This window comes from Aestuariibaculum marinum, from assembly GCF_014596975.1.
Taxonomy (GTDB): Bacteria; Bacteroidota; Bacteroidia; order Flavobacteriales; family Flavobacteriaceae; genus Aestuariibaculum; species Aestuariibaculum marinum.
Genome location: NZ_JACVXD010000006.1, coordinates 149,861 through 171,306 on the forward strand (window position 1 = coordinate 149,861; position 21,446 = coordinate 171,306).

At 35.1% G+C, this 21,446-nt stretch carries 23 protein-coding genes; 14 read left to right on the forward strand and 9 right to left on the reverse strand.

Annotation, left to right across the window (positions count from 1 at the left end; genetic code table 11):
- The first annotated feature begins 37 nt into the window (after positions 1 to 37).
- Complete coding sequence (locus ICJ85_RS11675) at positions 38 to 1,120, forward strand: bifunctional 3-deoxy-7-phosphoheptulonate synthase/chorismate mutase type II (RefSeq protein ID WP_188223972.1); 1,083 nt, start codon at positions 38 to 40, stop codon at positions 1,118 to 1,120.
- 57 nt (positions 1,121 to 1,177) lie between these two features.
- Here the strand turns inward: ICJ85_RS11675 and ICJ85_RS11680 are convergent, their stop codons facing one another.
- Both ICJ85_RS11680 and ICJ85_RS11685 read right to left on the reverse strand, forming a co-directional pair.
- On the reverse strand, positions 1,178 to 1,846 hold the full coding sequence (locus ICJ85_RS11680) for a hypothetical protein (RefSeq protein ID WP_188223973.1): 669 nt from the start codon (positions 1,844 to 1,846) through the stop codon (positions 1,178 to 1,180).
- A gap of 13 nt (positions 1,847 to 1,859) precedes the next feature.
- Positions 1,860 to 2,312: a hypothetical protein gene (locus tag ICJ85_RS11685; RefSeq protein ID WP_188223974.1), complete on the reverse strand. Its 453-nt coding sequence runs from the start codon at positions 2,310 to 2,312 to the stop codon at positions 1,860 to 1,862.
- Positions 2,313 to 2,400: 88 nt separating this feature from the next.
- Here ICJ85_RS11685 and rsgA point away from each other — a divergent pair, with 88 nt between their 5' ends.
- From rsgA to ICJ85_RS11720, 7 genes are all read left to right on the forward strand, one after another.
- A complete protein-coding gene (rsgA, locus tag ICJ85_RS11690) occupies positions 2,401 to 3,351 on the forward strand; it encodes a ribosome small subunit-dependent GTPase A (protein WP_188223975.1) in 951 nt (316 codons plus the stop codon).
- 3 nt (positions 3,352 to 3,354) lie between these two features.
- Positions 3,355 to 3,807 (forward strand): D-aminoacyl-tRNA deacylase, encoded by a 453-nt coding sequence (dtd, locus tag ICJ85_RS11695; RefSeq protein WP_188223976.1) that lies wholly within the window; start codon positions 3,355 to 3,357, stop codon positions 3,805 to 3,807.
- On the forward strand, positions 3,804 to 4,130 hold the full coding sequence (locus ICJ85_RS11700) for a nucleotide pyrophosphohydrolase (RefSeq protein ID WP_188223977.1): 327 nt from the start codon (positions 3,804 to 3,806) through the stop codon (positions 4,128 to 4,130). The genes dtd and ICJ85_RS11700 overlap by 4 nt, the downstream gene beginning before the upstream one ends.
- A gap of 33 nt (positions 4,131 to 4,163) precedes the next feature.
- Positions 4,164 to 5,387 (forward strand): 3-phosphoshikimate 1-carboxyvinyltransferase, encoded by a 1,224-nt coding sequence (locus ICJ85_RS11705; protein ID WP_188223978.1) that lies wholly within the window; start codon positions 4,164 to 4,166, stop codon positions 5,385 to 5,387.
- 95 nt (positions 5,388 to 5,482) lie between these two features.
- On the forward strand, positions 5,483 to 6,532 hold the full coding sequence (gene queA / locus ICJ85_RS11710) for a tRNA preQ1(34) S-adenosylmethionine ribosyltransferase-isomerase QueA (protein ID WP_188223979.1): 1,050 nt from the start codon (positions 5,483 to 5,485) through the stop codon (positions 6,530 to 6,532).
- 210 nt (positions 6,533 to 6,742) lie between these two features.
- The gene (gene rlmN, locus ICJ85_RS11715) at positions 6,743 to 7,783 is read left to right on the forward strand and encodes a 23S rRNA (adenine(2503)-C(2))-methyltransferase RlmN (protein ID WP_188223980.1); all 1,041 of its coding nucleotides are present in this window, start codon (positions 6,743 to 6,745) and stop codon (positions 7,781 to 7,783) included.
- 47 nt (positions 7,784 to 7,830) lie between these two features.
- Positions 7,831 to 8,808 (forward strand): polyprenyl synthetase family protein, encoded by a 978-nt coding sequence (locus ICJ85_RS11720; protein ID WP_188223981.1) that lies wholly within the window; start codon positions 7,831 to 7,833, stop codon positions 8,806 to 8,808.
- Between the two features lie 6 nt (positions 8,809 to 8,814).
- On the opposite strand, the gene ICJ85_RS11725 is transcribed toward ICJ85_RS11720, so the two are convergent.
- Genes ICJ85_RS11725 through ICJ85_RS11735 form a run of 3 tightly spaced genes read right to left on the reverse strand, consistent with a single transcriptional unit; the run spans position 8,815 to position 12,166 of the window.
- A complete protein-coding gene (locus ICJ85_RS11725; protein ID WP_188223982.1) occupies positions 8,815 to 9,765 on the reverse strand; it encodes a transglutaminase family protein in 951 nt (316 codons plus the stop codon).
- A 10-nt stretch (positions 9,766 to 9,775) separates the two neighbouring features.
- Positions 9,776 to 10,702, reverse strand: a complete 927-nt coding sequence (locus ICJ85_RS11730) for an alpha-E domain-containing protein (protein WP_188223983.1) — start codon at positions 10,700 to 10,702, stop codon at positions 9,776 to 9,778.
- Between the two features lie 21 nt (positions 10,703 to 10,723).
- Positions 10,724 to 12,166, reverse strand: coding sequence for a circularly permuted type 2 ATP-grasp protein (locus tag ICJ85_RS11735; RefSeq protein ID WP_188223984.1), 1,443 nt, complete (start codon positions 12,164 to 12,166; stop codon positions 10,724 to 10,726).
- Positions 12,167 to 12,549: 383 nt separating this feature from the next.
- Here ICJ85_RS11735 and ICJ85_RS11740 point away from each other — a divergent pair, with 383 nt between their 5' ends.
- The 3 genes from ICJ85_RS11740 (at position 12,550) to ICJ85_RS11750 (ending at position 14,994) form a co-directional block, all read left to right on the forward strand.
- Positions 12,550 to 13,125, forward strand: coding sequence for an RNA polymerase sigma factor (locus ICJ85_RS11740; RefSeq protein ID WP_241739539.1), 576 nt, complete (start codon positions 12,550 to 12,552; stop codon positions 13,123 to 13,125).
- On the forward strand, positions 13,112 to 13,849 hold the full coding sequence (locus ICJ85_RS11745; protein WP_188223985.1) for a hypothetical protein: 738 nt from the start codon (positions 13,112 to 13,114) through the stop codon (positions 13,847 to 13,849). Before ICJ85_RS11740 ends, ICJ85_RS11745 begins: the two co-directional genes overlap by 14 nt.
- A 62-nt stretch (positions 13,850 to 13,911) precedes the next feature.
- Positions 13,912 to 14,994 (forward strand): hypothetical protein, encoded by a 1,083-nt coding sequence (locus ICJ85_RS11750; protein WP_188223986.1) that lies wholly within the window; start codon positions 13,912 to 13,914, stop codon positions 14,992 to 14,994.
- A 36-nt stretch (positions 14,995 to 15,030) separates the two neighbouring features.
- Here ICJ85_RS11750 and ICJ85_RS11755 read toward each other — a convergent pair whose 3' ends face one another.
- On the reverse strand, positions 15,031 to 15,651 hold the full coding sequence (locus ICJ85_RS11755; protein WP_188223987.1) for a DUF4386 domain-containing protein: 621 nt from the start codon (positions 15,649 to 15,651) through the stop codon (positions 15,031 to 15,033).
- A 206-nt stretch (positions 15,652 to 15,857) separates the two neighbouring features.
- Here ICJ85_RS11755 and dnaG point away from each other — a divergent pair, with 206 nt between their 5' ends.
- A complete protein-coding gene (gene dnaG / locus ICJ85_RS11760; protein ID WP_188223988.1) occupies positions 15,858 to 17,825 on the forward strand; it encodes a DNA primase in 1,968 nt (655 codons plus the stop codon).
- Here dnaG and ICJ85_RS11765 read toward each other — a convergent pair.
- Positions 17,820 to 18,452, reverse strand: a complete 633-nt coding sequence (locus ICJ85_RS11765) for a response regulator (protein ID WP_188223989.1) — start codon at positions 18,450 to 18,452, stop codon at positions 17,820 to 17,822. The two genes, dnaG and ICJ85_RS11765, sit on opposite strands and share 6 nt — an antisense overlap.
- Positions 18,453 to 18,549: 97 nt before the next feature.
- Positions 18,550 to 19,338 (reverse strand): NAD(+) synthase, encoded by a 789-nt coding sequence (nadE, locus tag ICJ85_RS11770; protein WP_188223990.1) that lies wholly within the window; start codon positions 19,336 to 19,338, stop codon positions 18,550 to 18,552.
- Between the two features lie 92 nt (positions 19,339 to 19,430).
- On the opposite strand from nadE, the gene gldB reads away from it, so the two are divergent.
- Complete coding sequence (gene gldB / locus ICJ85_RS11775) at positions 19,431 to 20,393, forward strand: gliding motility lipoprotein GldB (protein WP_188223991.1); 963 nt, start codon at positions 19,431 to 19,433, stop codon at positions 20,391 to 20,393.
- Positions 20,394 to 20,732 (forward strand): gliding motility protein GldC, encoded by a 339-nt coding sequence (gene gldC / locus ICJ85_RS11780; protein ID WP_188223992.1) that lies wholly within the window; start codon positions 20,394 to 20,396, stop codon positions 20,730 to 20,732.
- Positions 20,733 to 20,735: 3 nt separating this feature from the next.
- On the opposite strand, the gene def is transcribed toward gldC, so the two are convergent.
- Positions 20,736 to 21,365, reverse strand: coding sequence for a peptide deformylase (def, locus tag ICJ85_RS11785; RefSeq protein WP_188223993.1), 630 nt, complete (start codon positions 21,363 to 21,365; stop codon positions 20,736 to 20,738).
- Between the last annotated feature and the right edge of the window lie 81 nt (positions 21,366 to 21,446).

Genomic DNA, 21,446 nt, shown 5'->3' on the forward strand with positions numbered 1-21,446 from the left:
TGTCACATCGAGTAGATTTTAGGTAAATTAAACAAAAATGGAAAACAAAAAAGAAATGAGAACCTGGTTAGATGATTTACAATTAGATCATCCGTTAGTAATTGCAGGACCATGTAGTGCTGAAACAGAAGAGCAAGTATTAAAAATAGCTCACGAGCTAAAAGATACCGATGTTAGCTATTTTAGAGCAGGTATTTGGAAACCAAGAACACGTCCGGGTATGTTTGAAGGAGTAGGAGCGTTAGGTTTAAAATGGTTACAAAAAGTAAAAGCAGAAACCGGTATGAAAGTATGTACCGAAGTTGCTAATGCTGCCCATGTAAAATTAGCTTTAGAGCACGATATCGATTTATTATGGATTGGTGCTCGTTCTACAGTAAGTCCATTCATCATGCAGGAAATTGCAGATGCTTTAGAAGGAACAGATAAGCCCGTATTAATTAAAAACCCGGTAAATCCAGATTTAGCCTTATGGTTAGGAGGTATCGAGCGTATTTACAATGCCGGTGTTAAAAATATTGGAGCCATTCACCGTGGATTCTCAACTTATGAAAAAACAAAGTTCAGAAACAACCCGGAGTGGCAATTGGCTATCGAATTTCAAAACAAATATCCAGACATTCCTTTAATTAACGATCCGTCGCACATTACAGGAAAGCGCGATATGATTTTTGATGTATCTCAAGCCGCATTAGATTTAAATTTCGACGGATTAATGATTGAAACACATTACGACCCGGAAAATGCTTGGAGTGATGCAGCACAACAGGTTACACCAACAACCTTAGTGCAGATTATGAAAGATTTAAAAATTAGAAAAGAAACCGATTCTGAAGCAGAATACAATAAATCTTTAGATCGTTTAAGAGCAGAAATCGATGTGATCGACAACCAGATAATTGAAGCTTTAGGAAAACGTATGAAGATAGCTGATGGTATTGGATCTCTTAAAAAACAAAAGAACGTTGCCGTTTTACAATCTAAACGTTGGAACGAGATTTTAGGGAAAATGGTGTTGGAAGGAGAAGCTCACGGATTAAGTGAAGAGTTCATCTTGAAAATGTTTAAAGCAATTCACCAGGAATCTATCAACCACCAGGAAAAAATCCTTAACGGATAAAACTAAAAAAGGCTCGCTAATAGCGAGCCTTTTTTATGTGTTAAATTGTATTGATAATTACTTGTCGAAGCTTTTAGTTATTGCTTGTACATATTGTTTAGATGCCGATGAAAGATCGGAAGGATCTTCAACTTTAGAAGTCACAACGCCAATAAGTTGTTTGTCCTGTGGCTCTTCTAAGTTATAAATAACCGTTTCTAAAATGTAATTTTTAGAGGTGTAGGTTGTTGAGGTTTCCGGAACGTAGTTGCCTAAAGTAGAATAGGCCATAGGGTGGTAGTAATACCCGTAAAACCCGTGATAATATCTAGGGTAATAACCGTAGTAAGTGCTTCCTGCATAATAACCACCATCGGTAACGGTTTTTGTTAATTCCTGAGTGTCTTTAACCACGGTTAGAATAACACCTTCGTAACCATTAGCTTCGATAATAGATTTTATTTTCTTTTCGTCTTCCTGAGTAATTTTTTTATCGGGATTAAACTCAGGAGATTTATTGAAACTAGGTGCAGCTTTAATGCCACGTTTTGTTAGTTCTTCAACAATTTCATTCTCAAAAGTAATTCGTGCTGTGGTGTTGTTAGTTCTGGCAATAACGAGTACGTTTTTATCTTTTATAGAATTGATGTTATCACCTTTCCATGAGTTTAAAACATTCACACTTGAACAGGATAAAATAGATAGCAATACTAAGTATGCAGAATAAAAGTAAAAGTTCTTTTTCATAATAAATGTATAATTAGAGTTTGTTTCTTTTAAATATATAACGCGTTATAAAAATACCTTGCCCGTCGTCTTTACCGCTATCACTTTCAACGGCGCTAGTAACAAAGGCTAGTTCCCAGCCTTCTTCAACCATGGTGTTAATTTTTGAGCTTATTACAGCATCGTTAGCTGCAATATTTTGAAAGCGAATCCCACCAATATTGTAAAAATTTAAAAGTTTGGTTTCTTCAAAATCTTTAACACGAATGTCTCCTCGATTAGATTTATTTCTGGTGTTGTCGTCTTCGGTTTGTTCTGATGTGAAATCTTTATAATTTTTTTCTTCAACAGAAGAAATTAAGCGAGAACGTCCAAGTCCGTTAGGAACAATCGATTCTACAGATGTAATAACTTTGTATTCAATCTGTGCATGTGTTTCATTGAAAAATATGAATCCCAAAATAAAAGCAAATAAAAGCTGTTTCATGTTTTAAATGGATAAAGTGGTTAAACAGCTAAATATAGAGATATTCTTACTTATAAAATAATTTTTTTAGAGTACTTTTGAAGCCGATATGACAGGACTCGTTTATAAATCAACAGGAAGCTGGTACACCGTTAAAACGCAACTCGGTGAAACCTACGATTGCCGTATAAAAGGTAAGTTTCGTATTAAGGGAATTAAAAGTACGAATCCTATTGCTGTTGGAGATTATGTGGATTTTGAATTGGAGACTAAAAACAATCAGGTGTCTGGTGTGATTCACAAGATTCACGATCGCAAAAATTATATTGTTCGTAAGTCGGTGAACCTGTCAAAACAGACGCATATTATCGCCTCAAATATCGATCAGGTGTTCTTAATGATTACCATAAATAATCCGCCAACATTAACCAGTTTTATCGATCGTTTTTTGGTAACTGCTGAAGCGTATTCTGTTAAAACCGTATTGTTATTCAATAAGATCGATACTTACAATGAAGAGACTCTGGATGAAGTAAGATATCTGGCTCATGTGTATCGACAAATAGGGTATGAGTGTATAGGCGTTTCTGCTAAATCGGGAAAAAATGTCGATAAGGTTAAGGCTTTAATGAAAGATAAAGTAAGTATGTTTTCTGGGCATTCAGGTGTTGGGAAGTCTACTTTAGTAAATGCTATTGAGCCGGGGTTGAATATAAAAACCAAAGAAATTTCAACCTTGCATAGTCAAGGACAACACACTACGACGTTTGCCGAAATGTTCGATTTAAGTTTTGGTGGTCAAATTATCGACACACCGGGTATTAAAGGTTTTGGTGTGGTTGACATGGAAAAGGAGGAAGTAGGTGATTATTTTCCGGAGATTTTTGCTTTAAAACAAGACTGTAAGTTTAATAATTGTCTTCATGTTAAAGAACCGAAGTGCGCCGTTAAGGAAGCTTTAGACAACGATGAAATTTCCTTTTCACGTTACCGCAGTTACTTGCAAATTATAGAGGGCGACGAGGAGCATTACCGAACCGATAACTGGGAAAAAGAATAAAAGATGAAAGTTGTTATTCAACGTGTTTCAAAAGCAAGTGTAACTATAGAAGGCCATAAAGTAGCCTCCATAAATAAAGGATTATTGGTGTTGTTGGGTATAGTAAATGAAGATGCTCAGGAAGATATCGATTGGTTGTCTAAAAAAATTGTAAACCTCCGTGTTTTTGAAGATGAAAATGAAGTGATGAATAAATCGCTTTTAGATATCGAAGGAGATATCATAGTCGTTAGTCAGTTTACACTTCATGCTGCTACGAAAAAAGGAAATCGCCCTAGTTATATAAAAGCGGCTAAGCCTGATATTGCTATCCCGCTTTATGAAGCCTTCGTAAAAAAAGTAGAAACCGATTTAGGTAAAACAGTACAAACCGGAGAATTTGGTGCCGATATGAAAGTCGAACTACTTAATGACGGGCCGGTAACCATCATAATAGATTCAAAGAATAAAATATGAATATTCAAAACGCACAAAAGGAAGTAGACGAGTGGATTAAAAATCATGGGGTTCGTTATTTTAACGAGTTAACAAATATGGCACAACTAACAGAAGAAGTTGGTGAAGTTGCCCGTATTATTGCGCGTCGTTATGGTGAACAAAGTGAAAAAGAAAGCGATAAGGATAAAGATTTAGGCGAAGAATTAGCCGATGTATTATTTGTTGTTTTGTGTTTGGCGAACCAAACCGAGGTAGATTTGCAGGCGGCTTTCGATAAAAGAATGGATAAGAAGGGAAAACGCGACCACGATAGACACCATAATAACGAAAAATTAAAGTAAATTAGCGGCTTGTTAAAAACAAACCAACTATTTATGCAAATTACTCTTCAAAAATCTGAAATAGCAAAGCAGTCGTCTATTCAAATTACAGGTTCTAAAAGTGAATCAAATAGGCTATTACTTTTAAAGGCGTTATATCCGCAGTTTAATCTTGAAAATATCTCAAATTCTGATGATAGTAATTTAATGACCAAAGCATTAAGTTCGTCGTCTGATGTGGTTGATATTCACCATGCAGGTACCGCTATGCGATTTTTAACAGCCTTTTTTGCGGTTCAGGAAGGACGAGAGGTAACGCTTACCGGTTCTAAACGTATGAAGGAGCGTCCAATTCAAATTTTGGTTGAGGCACTTCAGGAACTTGGAGCCGATATAGAATATGTTGAAAACAGTGGTTATCCACCTATTAAGATAAAAGGTAAAAAGCTTACTAAAAATAAAGTGTCTCTACAGGCTAATGTAAGTAGCCAGTATATTTCTGCTTTGTTGTTAATCGCCTCTCGTTTAGAAAACGGATTGGAATTAACTTTAGAAGGAAAAATAACTTCGGTGCCCTACATTAATATGACCTTGAGTTTGTTAACTGAAATTGGGGTTGAAAATTCGTTTGAAGGAAATACCATTGTGGTTAAACCGGCTCCAAAAGATTTAGAAGCTAAAACTTTGGTTGTAGAATCAGATTGGTCTTCGGCATCATATTATTTCAGTTTGGCAGCATTAAGTGCTGTAGGAATAGAAATTACATTATCATCTTATAAAGAAAATTCATTGCAGGGCGATTCTGCTTTAGTGGAGATTTACAGACATTTTGGTGTTGAAACGGCTTTTAATAATAATTCGGTGACATTAACAAAAACCGATAAAGACGTTTTACCATTCACTTACGATTTAACAAATGCGCCAGATATAGCACAGACCATTGCTGTAACTTGTTTTGCCTTGGGTATAAAATGCGATTTAACCGGACTTCATACGCTTAAAATTAAAGAAACCGACCGTTTGGTGGCTTTAAAAACTGAAATTGAAAAGTTAGGCGGACAGGTTGAAATTACTGATGCTTCGCTTCATTTGGCTGAAGCTAAATCTATTAAAAGCGATGTTGCTATTGCTACATATCACGACCACAGGATGGCTATGGCCTTTGCTCCAATAGCACTTAAAACATCGGTAATTATAGAAGATGCTATGGTGGTTTCAAAGTCGTACCCAACATTTTGGGACGATTTAGAATCTATAGGTTTTAAAATAACTAAATAATAATCACCCATTTACTTGACAAGGCCTATCTGCAGATTGTATATTTGCAGCCTTCGTAGTATTGAAGTAAATTAAAAAACAATAAAAGTAAACAGATGAAATTATCAAACTTTGGTTTTAACTTACCAGATGAATTATTAGCGGAATATCCGGCAGAAAACAGAGATGAGGCACGTTTAATGGTTTTAGATAGAAAAAATCAAACCATTGAACACAAGATGTTTAAGGATATTGTTGACTATTTTGATGAAGATGATGTTTTAATTCTGAACAACACCAAAGTATTTCCAGCACGTCTTTATGGTAATAAAGAAAAAACCGGAGCTAGAATTGAAGTATTCTTATTAAGAGAACTTAACGAAGAGCAACGTCTTTGGGATGTACTTGTAGATCCGGCTCGTAAAATTAGAATTGGTAACAAATTATATTTCGGTGACGACGATACGTTAGTAGCAGAGGTTATCGATAATACCACTTCTAGAGGTCGTACATTACGTTTCTTATACGATGGTTCTTATGCAGAATTTCGTAGAAAATTAAACGAGTTAGGTGAAACACCGCTTCCAAAGTACATCAAAAGAGATGTAGAACCAGAAGATGAAGAGCGTTACCAAACAATTTACGCTAAAAACGAAGGAGCGGTTGCAGCACCAACAGCTGGTCTTCACTTCTCTAAGCATTTACTGAAGCGTTTAGAAATTAAAGGCGTAAACTTTGCAGAGGTAACTTTACACGTAGGTTTAGGTACATTTAATCCAGTTGAGGTAGAAGATTTATCGAAACACAAAATGGATAGCGAAGAGCTTAAAATTGATGAAAATGCAGTTGAAACTGTAAATAAAGGTATCCGTAATAAAAAGCGCGTTTGTGCTGTAGGTACAACGGTTATGCGTGCTATTGAGAGTTCGGTGTCTTCAAATGGCGAGTTAAATGAGTTTGAAGGTTGGACCAATAAATTTATTTTCCCTCCTTACGATTTCAGTATTGCCAACTGTATGATTACTAATTTCCATACGCCAAAATCAACATTATTAATGATGATTTCTGCATTTGCTGGTCACGATTTTATGAAAAAAGCATACGATGAAGCTGTGAAAGAAGGTTATAAGTTTTACAGTTATGGTGATGCCATGTTAATCATCTAAAAATATCAAAAGCCTTGTTTTTACAAGGCTTTTTTTTGCTTCATTTTTTTCGGTATCCTTTGAGGTAAGTTTAAAATTCCTCTTTCAATCCTAAATGTAAACTCCATATACTTAAATTATAAGTGATATAGCTTGTCTATAGATTATTAGGCTAATTAGTCTTAACAAGTCTAATAATCTAAGCCCAAAATCATTACTTTTGCATCATCTATGGCAAATACAAAAAAAGACATACGCGCACTAACCAAAGAGCAGTTAAGAGCATTTTTCGAAAAGCAAGGTGATAAGGCGTTTCGTGGTAACCAGGTTTACGAATGGTTATGGCAAAAGGCTGCCTATTCTTTCGATGATATGACTAATATTTCGAAGGAAACCCGCCAAATGCTGGAAGATAATTTTGTGATTAACAACATTAAGGTCGATACGATGCAACGTAGTAGCGATGGTACGGTTAAAAATGCAGTGCGTTTACATGATGGATTAGTCGTGGAGTCTGTATTGATACCAACGCCAACAAGAACAACAGCTTGTGTATCTAGTCAGGTAGGCTGTAGTTTAGATTGTCGTTTTTGTGCAACAGCACGATTAAAGCGCATGCGTAACTTAAACCCGGATGAAATTTACGATCAGGTGGTGGCGATAGATAACGAAAGTCGTTTATATCATGATCGTCCCTTAAGTAATATTGTATTTATGGGTATGGGTGAGCCGCTTATGAACTATAACAATGTGATTAAAGCCATTGATAAAATAACCTCGGATGAAGGTTTAGGCATGTCTCCAAAGCGTATAACGCTATCAACTTCAGGAGTGCCAAAAATGATCAAAAAAATGGCCGATGATGAGGTGAAATTTAATTTAGCCGTGTCTTTACATTCAGCGGTAGATGAGGTACGAACTAAGATCATGCCGTTTAATGAAACCTTTCCGCTTAACGACTTACGTGAAGCTTTAGAATACTGGTATGCTAAAACCAAACGCAGAATTACTTACGAATATGTGGTTTGGGATGGAATAAATGATACACAGCGTGATATCGATGCCTTTGTGAAATTCTGCAAGTACGTACCGTGTAAAGTTAATATTATAGAGTACAACCCAATTGACGATGGTGAATTCCAGCAAGCGTCTAACCAAGCATTAGAAAATTATATTTCTGGTCTTGAAAAACACAACATTGTAGTAAATGTACGTCGTAGTCGTGGTAAAGATATTGATGCCGCCTGCGGACAATTAGCAAATAAAAATTAGAAATTAAATCGCTAAAACTTATATTTGAATTCTCTTAGCTTAAGCATTTGAAAATAGTAGAGCAAATAAAACAACCTATAGCCTTTGAAATGGATCTTTTCGAGCAAAAGTTTCTGCTTTCAATGTCTAGTAAGGTAGCTTTATTAAATAGGATTACCACATATATCGTAAACCGAAAAGGGAAGCAAATGCGTCCTATGTTTGTGTTTTTGGTAGCAAAAATGGTGTCTAACGGCGAGGCTATAGAGCGTACGTATCGTGGAGCTTCAGTTATAGAATTGATTCATACAGCAACTTTGGTGCATGACGATGTGGTTGATGATAGTAACCGCCGACGTGGATTCTTTTCAGTTAATGCCCTTTGGAAAAATAAAATAGCTGTTCTTATTGGCGACTATCTGCTGTCGAAAGGTTTATTGCTCAGTATCGATAATAACGATTTCGATTTACTTAAAATCATTTCTGTCGCTGTTAGAGAAATGAGTGAAGGTGAATTGCTTCAGATTGAAAAGGCTCGAAAGCTGGATATAACTGAGGATGTATATTACGAAATCATTCGACAAAAAACAGCAACGCTAATAGCGGCTTGTTGTAGTTTAGGGGCAGCTTCGGTTAAGCCTGAATCAGACCATGTTGAAAAGATGCGCAAATTCGGTGAACTTATTGGTATGGCTTTTCAAATTAAGGATGATTTATTTGATTATAGCGAGGACCAGATTGGGAAACCAACAGGTATCGATATCAAAGAACAGAAAATGACATTGCCTTTAATTTATGTGCTTAACAACGCAGAAAAGAAAGACAAAAAGTGGTTAATTAACTCTATAAAAAACCATAACAAGGATAAAAAGCGTGTTAAAGAAGTTATTGCTTTTGTAAAGGCTAATGGCGGTTTAGAGTATGCAATTACTAAAATGAAGCAGTTTCAAACCGATGCTTTGAATCTTCTGAATACCTATCCGGATTCTGATTATAAAAAATCATTGGAGTTAATGGTGAACTACGTTATCGATAGGAAAAAGTAGTTTTAATTACTGCTGTTGTTGCTGTTGCTGAATACGTTCCATATGGCGTTTATAGCTGTTATTCTTTATTGATGACATTGGAGTTTCAGGTAAAATTAAATCCTCATCACTTTTAGACGTACTTACATTTACTTTTACAAACAAATTGGCATTTGCATTGCCTTTAAAAACCCCTTTAACGGGCGCACAGTCACTATAATCTCTGCCAACAGCAAGACGAACATGACAATCGTTGGCTATTGTATTGTTTGTTGGGTCGAAACCAAGCCAGCCATAAAAGGGGATATAGGCTTCAATCCATGCATGTGTCGCACCCTCTCCGCGAGTATTATCGCTATTCGGACAAATATAACCACTAACGTATCGCGCGGGAATACCACACATTCGTAAAGCTTGGAGCATGATGTTTGTAAAATCCTGACATACGCCTGCTTTAATTTTCCAAACTTCATCAATAGAGGAGTCTACTTTAGTAACCCCTTTAGTGTATTTTATAAGGTTATAAACATAGTCGCATAGTTCCTGCAAAGCCTGATAAACGGTTTTGTGTTTAATTTGTTTTTCTTCAATAATTTGGGCTAATTCATTTGTTCCACTAAATGGTTTATGGATTAGGAAATCAACAAACGGGTCATCGTATTTTATGTTTTCTAATTCCTTCCATTGCGTTTTTGCGGCAATCGTATCTTCTGGTAATATTTTAGAGAAGGTAGTTACTTCAATGTTAGACTCAATATACAACTCCGTAATGGCTTCGGTAATCATAAACGAACCAACAATATTTTTATAATAATCGAGGTAAGTTTGCACATGGGCGTTATTCGTAATTACCAGATAATGGGAATTGACGTTCTGAAATTCATCATTAATAGGGTGTAAACGCAATTGGTTAGCCGCATCAATTACCGGATTATCATAACTATATTTTGTGACGTGTTTAATGAAATAGGTTGCCATAAATGGATGATTAATTGATTGGTGTATAGTAGACAGAATTTATATTTTCGGAAATATCACCTATATCTTGTTTAATACCATCAACAAAATTTTGAAGCCCCTGATCTTTTATGTTTTCAATTGTCGTGTATTTGATACTACTTTCTAATTTCCCTAAAAGAAACTGTAAATTGTTATTTCCAAGTTCGCCTTCTTCTATAAGTTCGGTGATGTGTCTGTTTAATTTATTAATACAGTAATAAACCGATCTCGGAAAGAGTTTGTCTCTGAAAATGAGATCTATAATTTGGTCTTCATTAAATGAAGATTTATACGTTTTTAAATATTTTTGATAGCCACCTACTACTAATAACAGGTTTCTCCAGTAGAGACCTTTTTCTAAATCGTCGGTAGCTTCACTAATTTCTTTAAGTTTTAATGTTGTAAAATCTGAAATTAAAATTACCCGCTCTAAATACCGCCCAACATTCATAAAGTAATAGGCAGGCCCACGTTCCTGCATTATATCGTTGGTGCCGTAAAACATTAAATGATGTCCTAATAGCTCTTCCAGAAGGCGTATAGGGTCTTCTTCTTTAAGGCGTTGTCTTAAATTATTATTTGTTAAAAATAAGTAGTAGTTGTTGATGCATAACCAAGATTCCCTTGAAATATGCTCCTGGACACTTCTGGCGTTTTCTCGGGCTCGGGTAACAATATTTATTATGGAATTATCATTACTAGTCTCAAAAATCATATAATCAATACACTCTATGGTGTCTTCAGTATGAAACTCGGTTTCAGAGGATGCGAAATTTTTAATGACCGGAGTCCATGAAAAGAGTTCGGGTGAGTCCTGATTGGCATAAAAGTTTACTTTTAACAGGGCTAGAATACCGTTACCACGTGCCATGTACCTATTCATCCAAATGAGATTATTTGCTACTCTACTTAACATATATTCGTTCTTCTTTTTAAATTATTTTAAAACCCATGTGTCTTTACTGCCGCCACCTTGAGAGCTATTAACCACCAACGAGCCCTTTTTAAGAGCAACCCTGGTTAGGCCTCCCGGACAAATGTCGACACCGTCTACACCACTTAAAGCAAAAGGTCTGAGGTCTATACATCGTGGCGATAATTTGCCATCAATGAAGCAAGGCGCTGTAGATAGTTTTAAAATGGGTTGCGCTATAAATCCATCGGGTTTCTTTTTTACGGTATCCAGATAATCTTTTATTTCTTCATCACTGGCTTCATGCCCCATAAGCATACCATAGCCACCACTTCCGTCGGTCTTTTTAATAACCATTTCCCTAATGTGTTGGGTAACATATTCCAGCTCGACAGGTTTACTAAGCTGATAGGTTTTAATGTTTTTCAAAATAGGCTCTTCGCCTAAATAATACCTAATCATGTCTGGGACATAAATATAAATAGCTTTGTCATCGGCTATTCCCGTACCCGGAGCATTTACAATTATTACATTTCCTTTACGATATGCAGCCATGATACCTGCTACACCTAAGATGCTTTCTGCTTTAAACTCTAATGGGTCAAGGTAGTCATCATCAACACGACGATAAATAACATCAACTTGTTTCAGGCCATTTGTTGTTTTCATATACACAAAATGGTCTTTGACTACGAGGTCGTTTCCTTCTACAAGTTCAATACCCATAAGTCTGGCCAATGTTGTATGTTCGTAGTACGCCGAATTGTATATGCCTGGAGTTAATAATACTACGTTAGGATTAACGATGGGAGAAAGGTCTTTTAGTTTTCGGTATAAAAAGTTAGGGTAATTTGATACGGATCGTACCCCGTTTTTAGGTAATATACCGGGGAAAAGACGTTTGGAAATTTCCCGGTTTTCAAGCATGTAGCTCACTCCAGAAGGTGTTCTTAAATTATCTTCTAAAACATAAAACTCGCCATCTTCATTACGAATTAAATCGACTCCCGAAATATGTACATAAATATCGTGAGGTACATTAACGCCCTTCATTTCTCTTAAAAAATAGGGGCAGGAGAAAATTAATTCACCAGGAATAATACCATCTTTAATAATAAATTGTTCATGGTAAATATCTTTTATGAATAAGTTTAGGGCTTTAAGCCGTTGTTTAATACCGCGTTCTATTTTATCCCATTCTTCGGCGGTTATAATTCTTGGAACAATATCGAATGGGAATATTTTTTCAATGCCTTCATTGTTATTATATACAGTAAAGGTAACACCTTGACTCATAAATAACTGTTTGGCTAGTTCTTCTTTGGTTGATAGTTTTTCAGGTGAGGTGTTTTTTAGGTATTCAACAAATTGTTCATATTGAACTCTAAACTCAGCATTGTCGTTGTACATTTCATCCCAGGTGTTGGGTAACTTATCATAGGAAGAAAATAGATTGTTCTTGTTCATAAATTAATAAGTATGTACTTAAATATACTTAAAAATTAAAGAATAGACAGTGAATTAAAGTTATATGTAAATTAAAGTTAGTGTTTATTCGTATTTGTTAAAAATATTTCTAAAAATATATGTGCTTCATAATTTGTCTATAATTAAATTGTATACTCATCAATCGGTTGACATCTAATTTGGTTTGCTTTTGGGGTAATTAAATTGTGTTTTTATAGATTAAGATAGATTGTATGTTAAAAGATGTAGAAAATTAATATTAAATTAATGTTAGGTGTAAATTAAATTGCTGAAAAGTAGTGGTTTGTTTAATTTTTCAAAAAAATATAAGAACCCAGGCAACCATTATATCAAAATTCTCGTCTATTTAAATAGAAGACCAAATGAACAGATTATTGAAAGTTATTCAACTTCATAAAAACGAGGCGACACTCATAAAGCGAGCGGTAAAAAATAACCGAGAGGCGCAACACACCTTGTTTGAAAGTCATGCACCTAAAATGTTAAGTGTTTGCCGATATTATATAAAAGATGTGTGTCAGGCTGAGGAAGTGATGATGAATGGATTTTTCAAAGTCTTTACAAATTTAAAAAGCTTTAGGAGCGACGGAAGTTTTGAAGGTTGGGTTAGACGAATCATGGTTAGAGAATCTATTAGTTATTTAAGGCAACAAAAAAATATTGAATTTCCGGTTGAAGAGGTGGACTTTAAAAATGAGTTTACTAATAATATAGAAACCGAAATTGAGGTAGAAGAGATACAACAACTTATTGACGAATTGCCTGAAGGTTATAAAATAGTATTTGTAATGTATGCGATTCAGGGGTATAGACATCAGGAGATTGCAACCATGTTAAACATTGCCGAGAGTACGTCTAAGTCGCAGTTATTTAAAGCTAGAAAGCTTTTACAGGAAAAAATTAAGAATAGAAACACAACAAGCTATGGCACGAACTGATTTTGAAAAGCATATAAAGGAAAAGCTTGAAGATAGAAAAATACATCCTTCAAGAGAGGCATGGAATACACTTGCAGAACGATTAGATGCCAATGAAAAAAAGTTAAATGATAAAGGGTATTGGTGGCTAGGCATTGCTGCCAGTTTTATAGGGATCTTGTTTTTTGTCACCTTATTTATTAAAACTGAGGATGCAGAATCAGTAATTGTAGATAACCCGAAGGAAATTAAACAAAACGACCCGGTCGAAGTTATTGCTATTGAGAATGATACGTTGAAGATTGAAGAACATCACTCGAATAAAACACTTCAGGAGTCTGTACTTAAAAAGCAAAATGAAATTATAGCTAAACAAGAGGAGCCTGTAATTATAGCTAAAGAAGAATCGGTAACTCCGGAAGATCTGCAAAAAGCGAATCGTCAGCTTAAAAAGGAGTTGAGTTTTGAAGACCAGAAAGTAGAAGAAGTTATTGCTAAGGTTAACGATTTAATGACTCAGAATAAAGACGTTACCGAAGATGAAATTGAAGCTTTGCTTATTGAGGCGCAACGTAGTATCAATAGGGAGAGAATTATCAATCAGTCTACTGGAATTGTTGATGCTGATTTGTTACTTCAGGATGTTGAAACCGACTTAGATCAATCGTTTAGAAGTAAGGTTTTTGAAGCTATTAAAACCAGTTTCGGAACCGTAAAAACAGCAGTAGCACAACGCAATCAATAAATCATCATTCAAAATCAATTATACAAATCAATGCCCGTTTAGGGATCAAAAAACGAACAGTTATGCAAACCATTACTAAAATCTTAGTGCTTACAGCACTGTATTTAAGTGTGCAATTCATCAATGCACAAGACACCATTCAAAATGTTAACAATAAAGAGAAAATAGAGCTTTTACTAAAAGAGAAGGAGATCATTCAAAGTCAGGAACGTGACATGCTTAAGCAAGAAGTAGAAGCAATAAATGTTAGGCTTGAAAAAGGTGAATTAACCAATTTGGAAGCTGATATACTAAAGAAAGAGGCTGCTAAAAAGCGTGCTTTAAATATTGAAAACCGTTTAGCTATCGTCGATAATAAAATAGAACTTCTTAAGCGTAATGAAGACGATTATGATATTGAGAAGGGAGATGAAAACATTATAATTCGAATTGGAACCGGCGATGAGACTAGCGAAAGTATTGTGTTTGTTGGCGATAAGAAAGATGACAAACCACGAAAATATGACAGACGTACAACAAGCGATTTTGTTTTAGCATTTGGTTTTAACAATGCTATAATAGAAGGCGAGAAGTTAGATGATTCACCTTATAAGTTTGGAGGGTCTCGTTTTTTCGAAATGGGCTGGGCCTGGAAAACCAGAGTGTTTAAAGAATCTAATTTTATGAGATTAAAGTACGGATGGTCGTTGCAAATTAACGGATTGAAAGCAGCAGATAATCAATATTTTGTTCAGGATGGCGATCAAACATTTTTAGAACCTTTTCCTTATGATCTTAAAAAAGCAAAATTATCGGTTTCTAATCTAGTGTTTCCTGTGCATTTTGAGTTTGGGCCATCTAAAAAAATAGAACGCGAAAATTACTTTAGGTACTCCACTAAAAATCAGTTTAAAATTGGTCTTGGTGGTTATGGCGGATTTAACGTAGGAACGCGACAAAAGCTTAAATACACAGTCGATGGAGAACGCTCTAAAGAAAAGCAAAAACGCAGTTTTAATACCAGTAACTTGGTTTACGGATTAAGTGGCTATTTGGCTATCGACGATGTGGCTTTGTATGTGAAATACGATTTATCTCCGTTGTTTAAAGATCAGGATATCAGACAAAATAATATTTCTGTCGGACTTCGGTTCGATGTCGATTAATTAATAAAAAAGCGACACTTAACGTTGTCGCTTTTTTTATTGTATTGAATGTTTGAAGCCTTTAAATAAAAGCCAGACGGCAAGAGACATTTCTCCAACAATACTCGGTATAGCAACCAACGTAAGGAAAACCGAACTGTATCTTTCATAATCAGCTAATAAAAAATGCGCGCAGGTATCAATCATATACATTAAACCAGCTAATATGAGAAAGAGAGTAATGAACTTAGGTGTCTTAATGATGCGTCCTAAAAGGATGAGGTGAATACCAAAAAAGAATAGACCAATTAACCAGATGGTATTAAATGTATTGATGTAATTTAGAACATCAGTATCATTTGTAGCTTTTAAAGTTAGCGGTAATGTAAAAATCGCCACGCCCATAATTGCGGCATGCATCATTCTAAAATAGGTGCTTAAAGTTGATAAATAATGAGTTTTATATAGAAGGTAAAGTGCCCATGCTACAACAACATCAAACACGACAGTTATTAAAAAGGCTATTATTCCTAATCTAATCATCAAGTTGTTATTCGTGACAGTCTCTAATGGGGTTTTTAACAAGGCTTCGATAACGTAAAAATTTGCAAATATGGCAGCAAAGAAGATGATAAAATAGCTAAAGCCTGCGATTATAGATAATTTTCTATGGTTCATATCTTTTGGTGTTGTAATAAGTTTAATCGGTTGACGATCATAATATTGAATTGTTACATCTACAAGATAATATTGATTTGTCTCGGTAGAAAATTAATTTTGTTTGAATTTTTAGTATTTTGGAGTTCAAGTATGTTTTTCATGCTTATTTTTGTAACACGAATAAAATTTAATATTTACTCTTTTTCAATTAAAAACCAAACCATTTGATTTCTCCCGCTTCTATAGATTTAGTTTTTGAAACCGCCCGTGTAGAGGAGGTTATCGGCGATTTTGTTCAGCTAAAAAAAGCAGGAAGTAACTTTAAAGGGTTAAGTCCGTTTAGCGACGAGCGTTCGCCAAGTTTTATGGTATCGCCGGTGAAACAAATCTGGAAAGATTTTTCAACAGGGAAGGGTGGGACAGTGGTGTCGTTTTTAATGGAACACGAACACTTCACCTACCCGGAAGCGATAAAGTATTTGGCAAAAAAATACAATATTGAAATAGAGGAAACTGAACAAAGTAACGAGCAAAAGGAAAAGGCTAATGAGCGCGAAAGTTTGTACTTGGTAAGTGAATTTGCCAGTTCGTATTTTCAAAACATACTTCATAAAACCGATCAGGGAAAGTCTATTGGATTAAGTTATTTCAAAGAACGTGGCTTTACCGAAGAAACGATTAAACGATTTGATTTAGGGTATTCGCTTGATGAGTGGCAGGCCTTTACAGACGAAGCTTTAAAAAAGGGATATAATATAGATTATCTTGAAAAAACCGGATTAACCATTGTAAAAGACGAGAAGCGATTCGATCGTTTTAAAGGGCGTGTTATGTTCCCTATAAAAAGTATGAGCGGTCGTGTGCTCGGGTTTGGTGGTCGTATTTTAATAAATGATAAAAAGGCAGCCAAGTACCTGAATTCACCTGAAAGTGATATTTACCATAAAAGTAATGTGCTTTATGGTATTTATGATGCCAAGCAGAGTATAGCCAAAGAAGATAATTGTTATTTGGTTGAAGGGTATACCGATGTGATTCAGTTTTACCAAACAGGTGTCACCAATGTAGTGTCTTCTTCGGGAACAGCGTTAACCTCAGAGCAAATACGATTAATAAACCGCCTAACAAAAAATATTACCGTACTTTTTGATGGGGATGCAGCAGGTATGCGCGCATCACTTCGCGGTATCGATTTAATTTTGGAACAAGGCATGAATGTTAAGGTGTGTTCTTTTCCTGAAGGCGAAGATCCCGATAGTTTTGCCAGACAAAATACTTTGGAAGAGTTAACCGAATATTTAAGTCAAAGTTCGAAAGATTTTATTCAGTTTAAAGCCTCGATTCTTTTTGAGGAATCAAAAAACGATCCGATAAAAAAAGCTGAAACTGTAAGAGATATAGTGAATAGTATTTCAAAAATCCCCGATCAGATTAAAAAGGAAATTTATATTCAAGAGTGTGCGCGCATTATGGATATAAGTGAAGATGTGCTTTTTAGTACCTTAGCTCAAATTGCAAATAAAGATGCCGGTGATGATAAAAAGTCGGGTAGAGGCGATTACAAAGCTTTCGATGTTATTAAAAATCAGCAGCAACCGGCAGCAGTAAAAAAAGTAGATGTTCAGTATTTATTAGAGCGAAAAATTATAGAAATTTTATTGCTTTACGGAAGTAAATCGGAAGAGTTTGAAGATTTGGTTTTAAAGGAAAATGATAAGGGCGAACTAGAACTGGAGCCTGTTATTCATACGGCTCGTGTATTTGAAAAAATTTATTTAGACTTACAGGATGATGAAATGCAGTTTGGTAATCCGCAGTTTAAAACCATTTACTATACACTTATTGAAGCTTTGAATCAGAATGAAAATTTTGAATTGAGAAGTTTTATCAATTCCGTAGACCCGGATATGGGTTATGAGATTTCTAACATTTTAATGGAGGATGAACGCTACTCACTAGATAACTGGCAACGCATGGATATTTTCCCAAAAGAAAAACAGCACAGCGTTGCGCAATTAGTTAGTGAAACTATACTTAACCTCCGTTGTTTTTTAATCGACCAAAAAGTCAAGGAATTTCAACAAGAAACATTATCAAATAAAGCTGATGTAAATAGAAATGTACTTGAAGAAGTTAAAGACTATTCTGGTTTAAAAATGTTATTGTCTAGAAAATTAAACCGTGTTTTATAACAACGATTCTTTAAGCTTGGCTTGATTTACTAGATCAACCAAATTAGTAACTTTCAATTTACGCATTAAACGCGCTTTATAAGTACTAACGGTTTTTTCGTTAATATCAAGCTCCTTAGAAATTTCTTTATTCTTTTTACCGATGGTTAGAAGTTTTAAAACTTCGGCTTCTCTTGTAGAAAGTTTTTTATAGAAAGATCCAGATTTATTTGCTCGGCTTCCAAATGCTAACTGTTGTGTTAATTCGTTACTTAAATAAATACCGCCTTCAGCTACTTTTAGGATGGCTTCGTTTATTGTAATAACGTTTACAGATTTGTGTAAATACCCGTTAGCGCCGGCTTTAATGGCGTTAATGGCATATACTTCTTCTGGTTCACCACTAAAAATAATGGTTTTTACGTCTGGATAATCTTTTTTAAGATAACGTAAAATTGTTAAACCGTTTAATTTTGGAAGATCTGCTTCTGTTAAAAGGATGTCTACAGGATTATTTTTGATGAATTCCATCACGGCTTCGCCGTTGTCTACACTTCCTACAATTTTAATATTGGAAGATGCAGAAAATAGAACCTCAAGCCCTTTCCTGGTAATCGGGTGATTGTCTGCTATTAATACTTTTACCATAATTTTAAAGCTTTATTATAATTAGTTAGAGAGGTTATTATAATTGAGAGAATAAGCTTATGACAAAAGTAGGGAAATTTTATGTGATTTGCAATAATTAAAGCAAATTGTTTGGAATTTCGCAAACAGGTATAGGAATCATCTTATGCTTGTTAGCCGTGTTAAGGCGTTTATAGATTTTAAATACCTCTTGTTCTCGTCCTGAAAAGTCCTCGGCATTCTTGCCCTCGGCGTCCATTTCCATAGCCCATTCCAATTCTGGATAAGACGCTCCTATTTGGTCTTCGTCGGTACGGTCGTCGCCCCACAGACCATCGGTTGGAGCTGCATCAATAATCTCTTGATTGACACCTAAAAATTTGGCAATTTCGTATACCTGAGTTTTATATAAATCTGCAATCGGACTTAAATCAACACCTCCATCTCCGTATTTGGTGTAAAAACCAACACCAAAATCCTCAACCTTGTTTCCGGTTCCTGCTACTAATAATTTATCTAAAGCCGCAAAGTAGTATAACGATGTCATACGTAAACGCGCTCTGGTATTCGCAAGAGACATAAAGCGCTCCTCTTCGGTTTCTACAGGAGGTAATGAATTAATCAAGCTATCAAATACAGGTGTTAGGTTGACTTGTGTCATTGTTACCTCTTTAAAATTAGCTTGTAACCATTCAATATGATTCAACGCGCGACTCACTTGATTTGGAGCTTGATGAATAGGCATTTCTAAACATAAAAGCGGTAAACCTGTTTTGGCACAAAGGGTAGAGGTCACAGCAGAATCAATTCCGCCAGAGACACCAATTACAAAACCTTTTACGCCTGCTTTAGTGGCGTAACTTTTTAGCCAATCAACTATGTAATCTACAACTTTTTCTGTTTGCATATTAAATGAATTTAATTCTAAGAATAGTACCTTTGTAAACAAAAATAAACGAATCGACCAATTAATAAAAATTTATAGCGTTTAAGTTTTATATGAAACAGGGATTATTGTTTTTAATTTTTTTAGTGAGTGTTTTTTCCTGTCAAAAGAAAAACAAATTAGAGAACGAAATAGCAAAGATTAATATTGATGCTAAAATAGAACGTTTCGATACTTTGTTTGCAGGAGTGAATGTTTCAAAATTAAACGATTTAAAAAAGGCATACCCTTTTATGTTTAATGAAAAGTTTACCGATTCGTTTTGGTTAGCTAAAGTGTCCGACACTTTGCAGCAACAATTGTTTGCGGAAGTTGATAAAATCTTCAGTAATTTTTCTTCCACAGAATTAGAAATTGAATCACTTTTCAATCATTTAAAATATTATTTTGCGGAATTCCATGTGCCAAGAATCATTACAGTAACAAGTGATGTCGATTACAGAAATCGTGTTATTGTTACCGATACGATTGATATTGTGGCTTTAGATAATTACCTAGGCGCGGATCATGAGTTTTATGAAAGTATTCCGGTGTATTTGCGTGAAGGCTTTAAAAAGGAAAATATTGTTATCGATTTAGCGGGCGAATACGCCAAGAAATATATTCATCCTGTTAGCCATAGAACGTTTTTAGATGAGATGATTTACTTCGGAAAGCAACTGTATTTTAAAGATATTATGGTGCCTTTTAAAAGTGAAGCATCACGAATTGGATACACGGAAGCAGAGCTAGAATGGGCACAAGTTAACGAAAGTGAAATTTGGCGCCATTTTGTGGAGCACGAAATGTTGTTTAGCACTGACTCCAAATTATCAGGAAGGTTTATAGCTGAAGCGCCGTTTTCTAAATTTTATTTAGAAGGTATCGATTCAGAATCACCTGGGCAACTGGGGCAATATATAGGATGGCAGATTGTTAGAGCATACATGGAGCATAATGAGGTGTCTTTAAAGGATATGCTGACAACAAATGCCGATGAAATTTTTAATAATTCAAAGTTTAAACCAAGAAAATAAATGTCTAAAAATCATACTTCAAAAATAGAGCTTCAAGTCGAACTTGATGAAAATAGAGTGCCTGAGAAATTACATTGGACAGCCCAAGATGGGGGAATAACCAACGAAGAGGCTAAAGCGATGTTACTTTCGGTTTGGGATTCTAATGCACAAGAAACCTTACGCATCGACCTATGGACCAAAGATATGCCTGTAGATGAAATGAAAGTGTTTTTTCATCAAACGTTAGTAGCAATGAGTGATACGTTTAATCGTGCGACTCAAGATGAAAAAATGACAGCTACGATGAAAGATTTCTGCGACTATTTTGCTGAAAAATTAGAAATTAAAAAGCAATAAGATTTATTGAGCGGTGTCTTGTATTTCTTTCTGCAGATGATCGAGGTATAAGATGCCGTTTAAATGGTCTATTTCATGCTGAAAAATCACTGAAGTAAAGCCTTCAACAGTTTCGGTTTTATGTTTAGCATCCATGGTGTCATAAGCAATTTTTATACTGAAAGCTCTTGTGCTTAAGGTGTCGCTTCTTCCAGGGATTGATAAACATCCTTCTTTACAAACCTGTTTCTTTTTAGAGTATTCTTTTATAACAGGGTTCAGGTAAACTTCAAAAGGTAAGTTTTCTTTATCAAAGCGCTGTACCCAGATAATATTTTTTAATACACCTACTTGAGGAGCGGCAATGCCAACTCCCAAAGACATACTGTCTCTAACCGTAGCATACAAACGTTTTACGAAATGTTGCAAAACAACATCGTCTGGATTGGCTTTTATTTTTGAACTTTTGGTACGAAGTAATAAAGAGTCTTTTTTATCGGTAATTTTAAAAACACGCATGGGAGCTAAAGAGTCCGATGCCATAATTAAATCAATTTGTTCAGAAGAAAATCCGTGTCTTAAAATGTTTTTAGGTCCGTGACAGGAGGACATCATCAGAACTATTCCGAAGAAAAGAATGCGATATATTTTCATCTATTTTAAATTTTAGCCAAGAGATTGCTGTTACTTTTATTTCGAGTTATCAGCGGATAAAGCCTCTTTGTTTGCCAAATG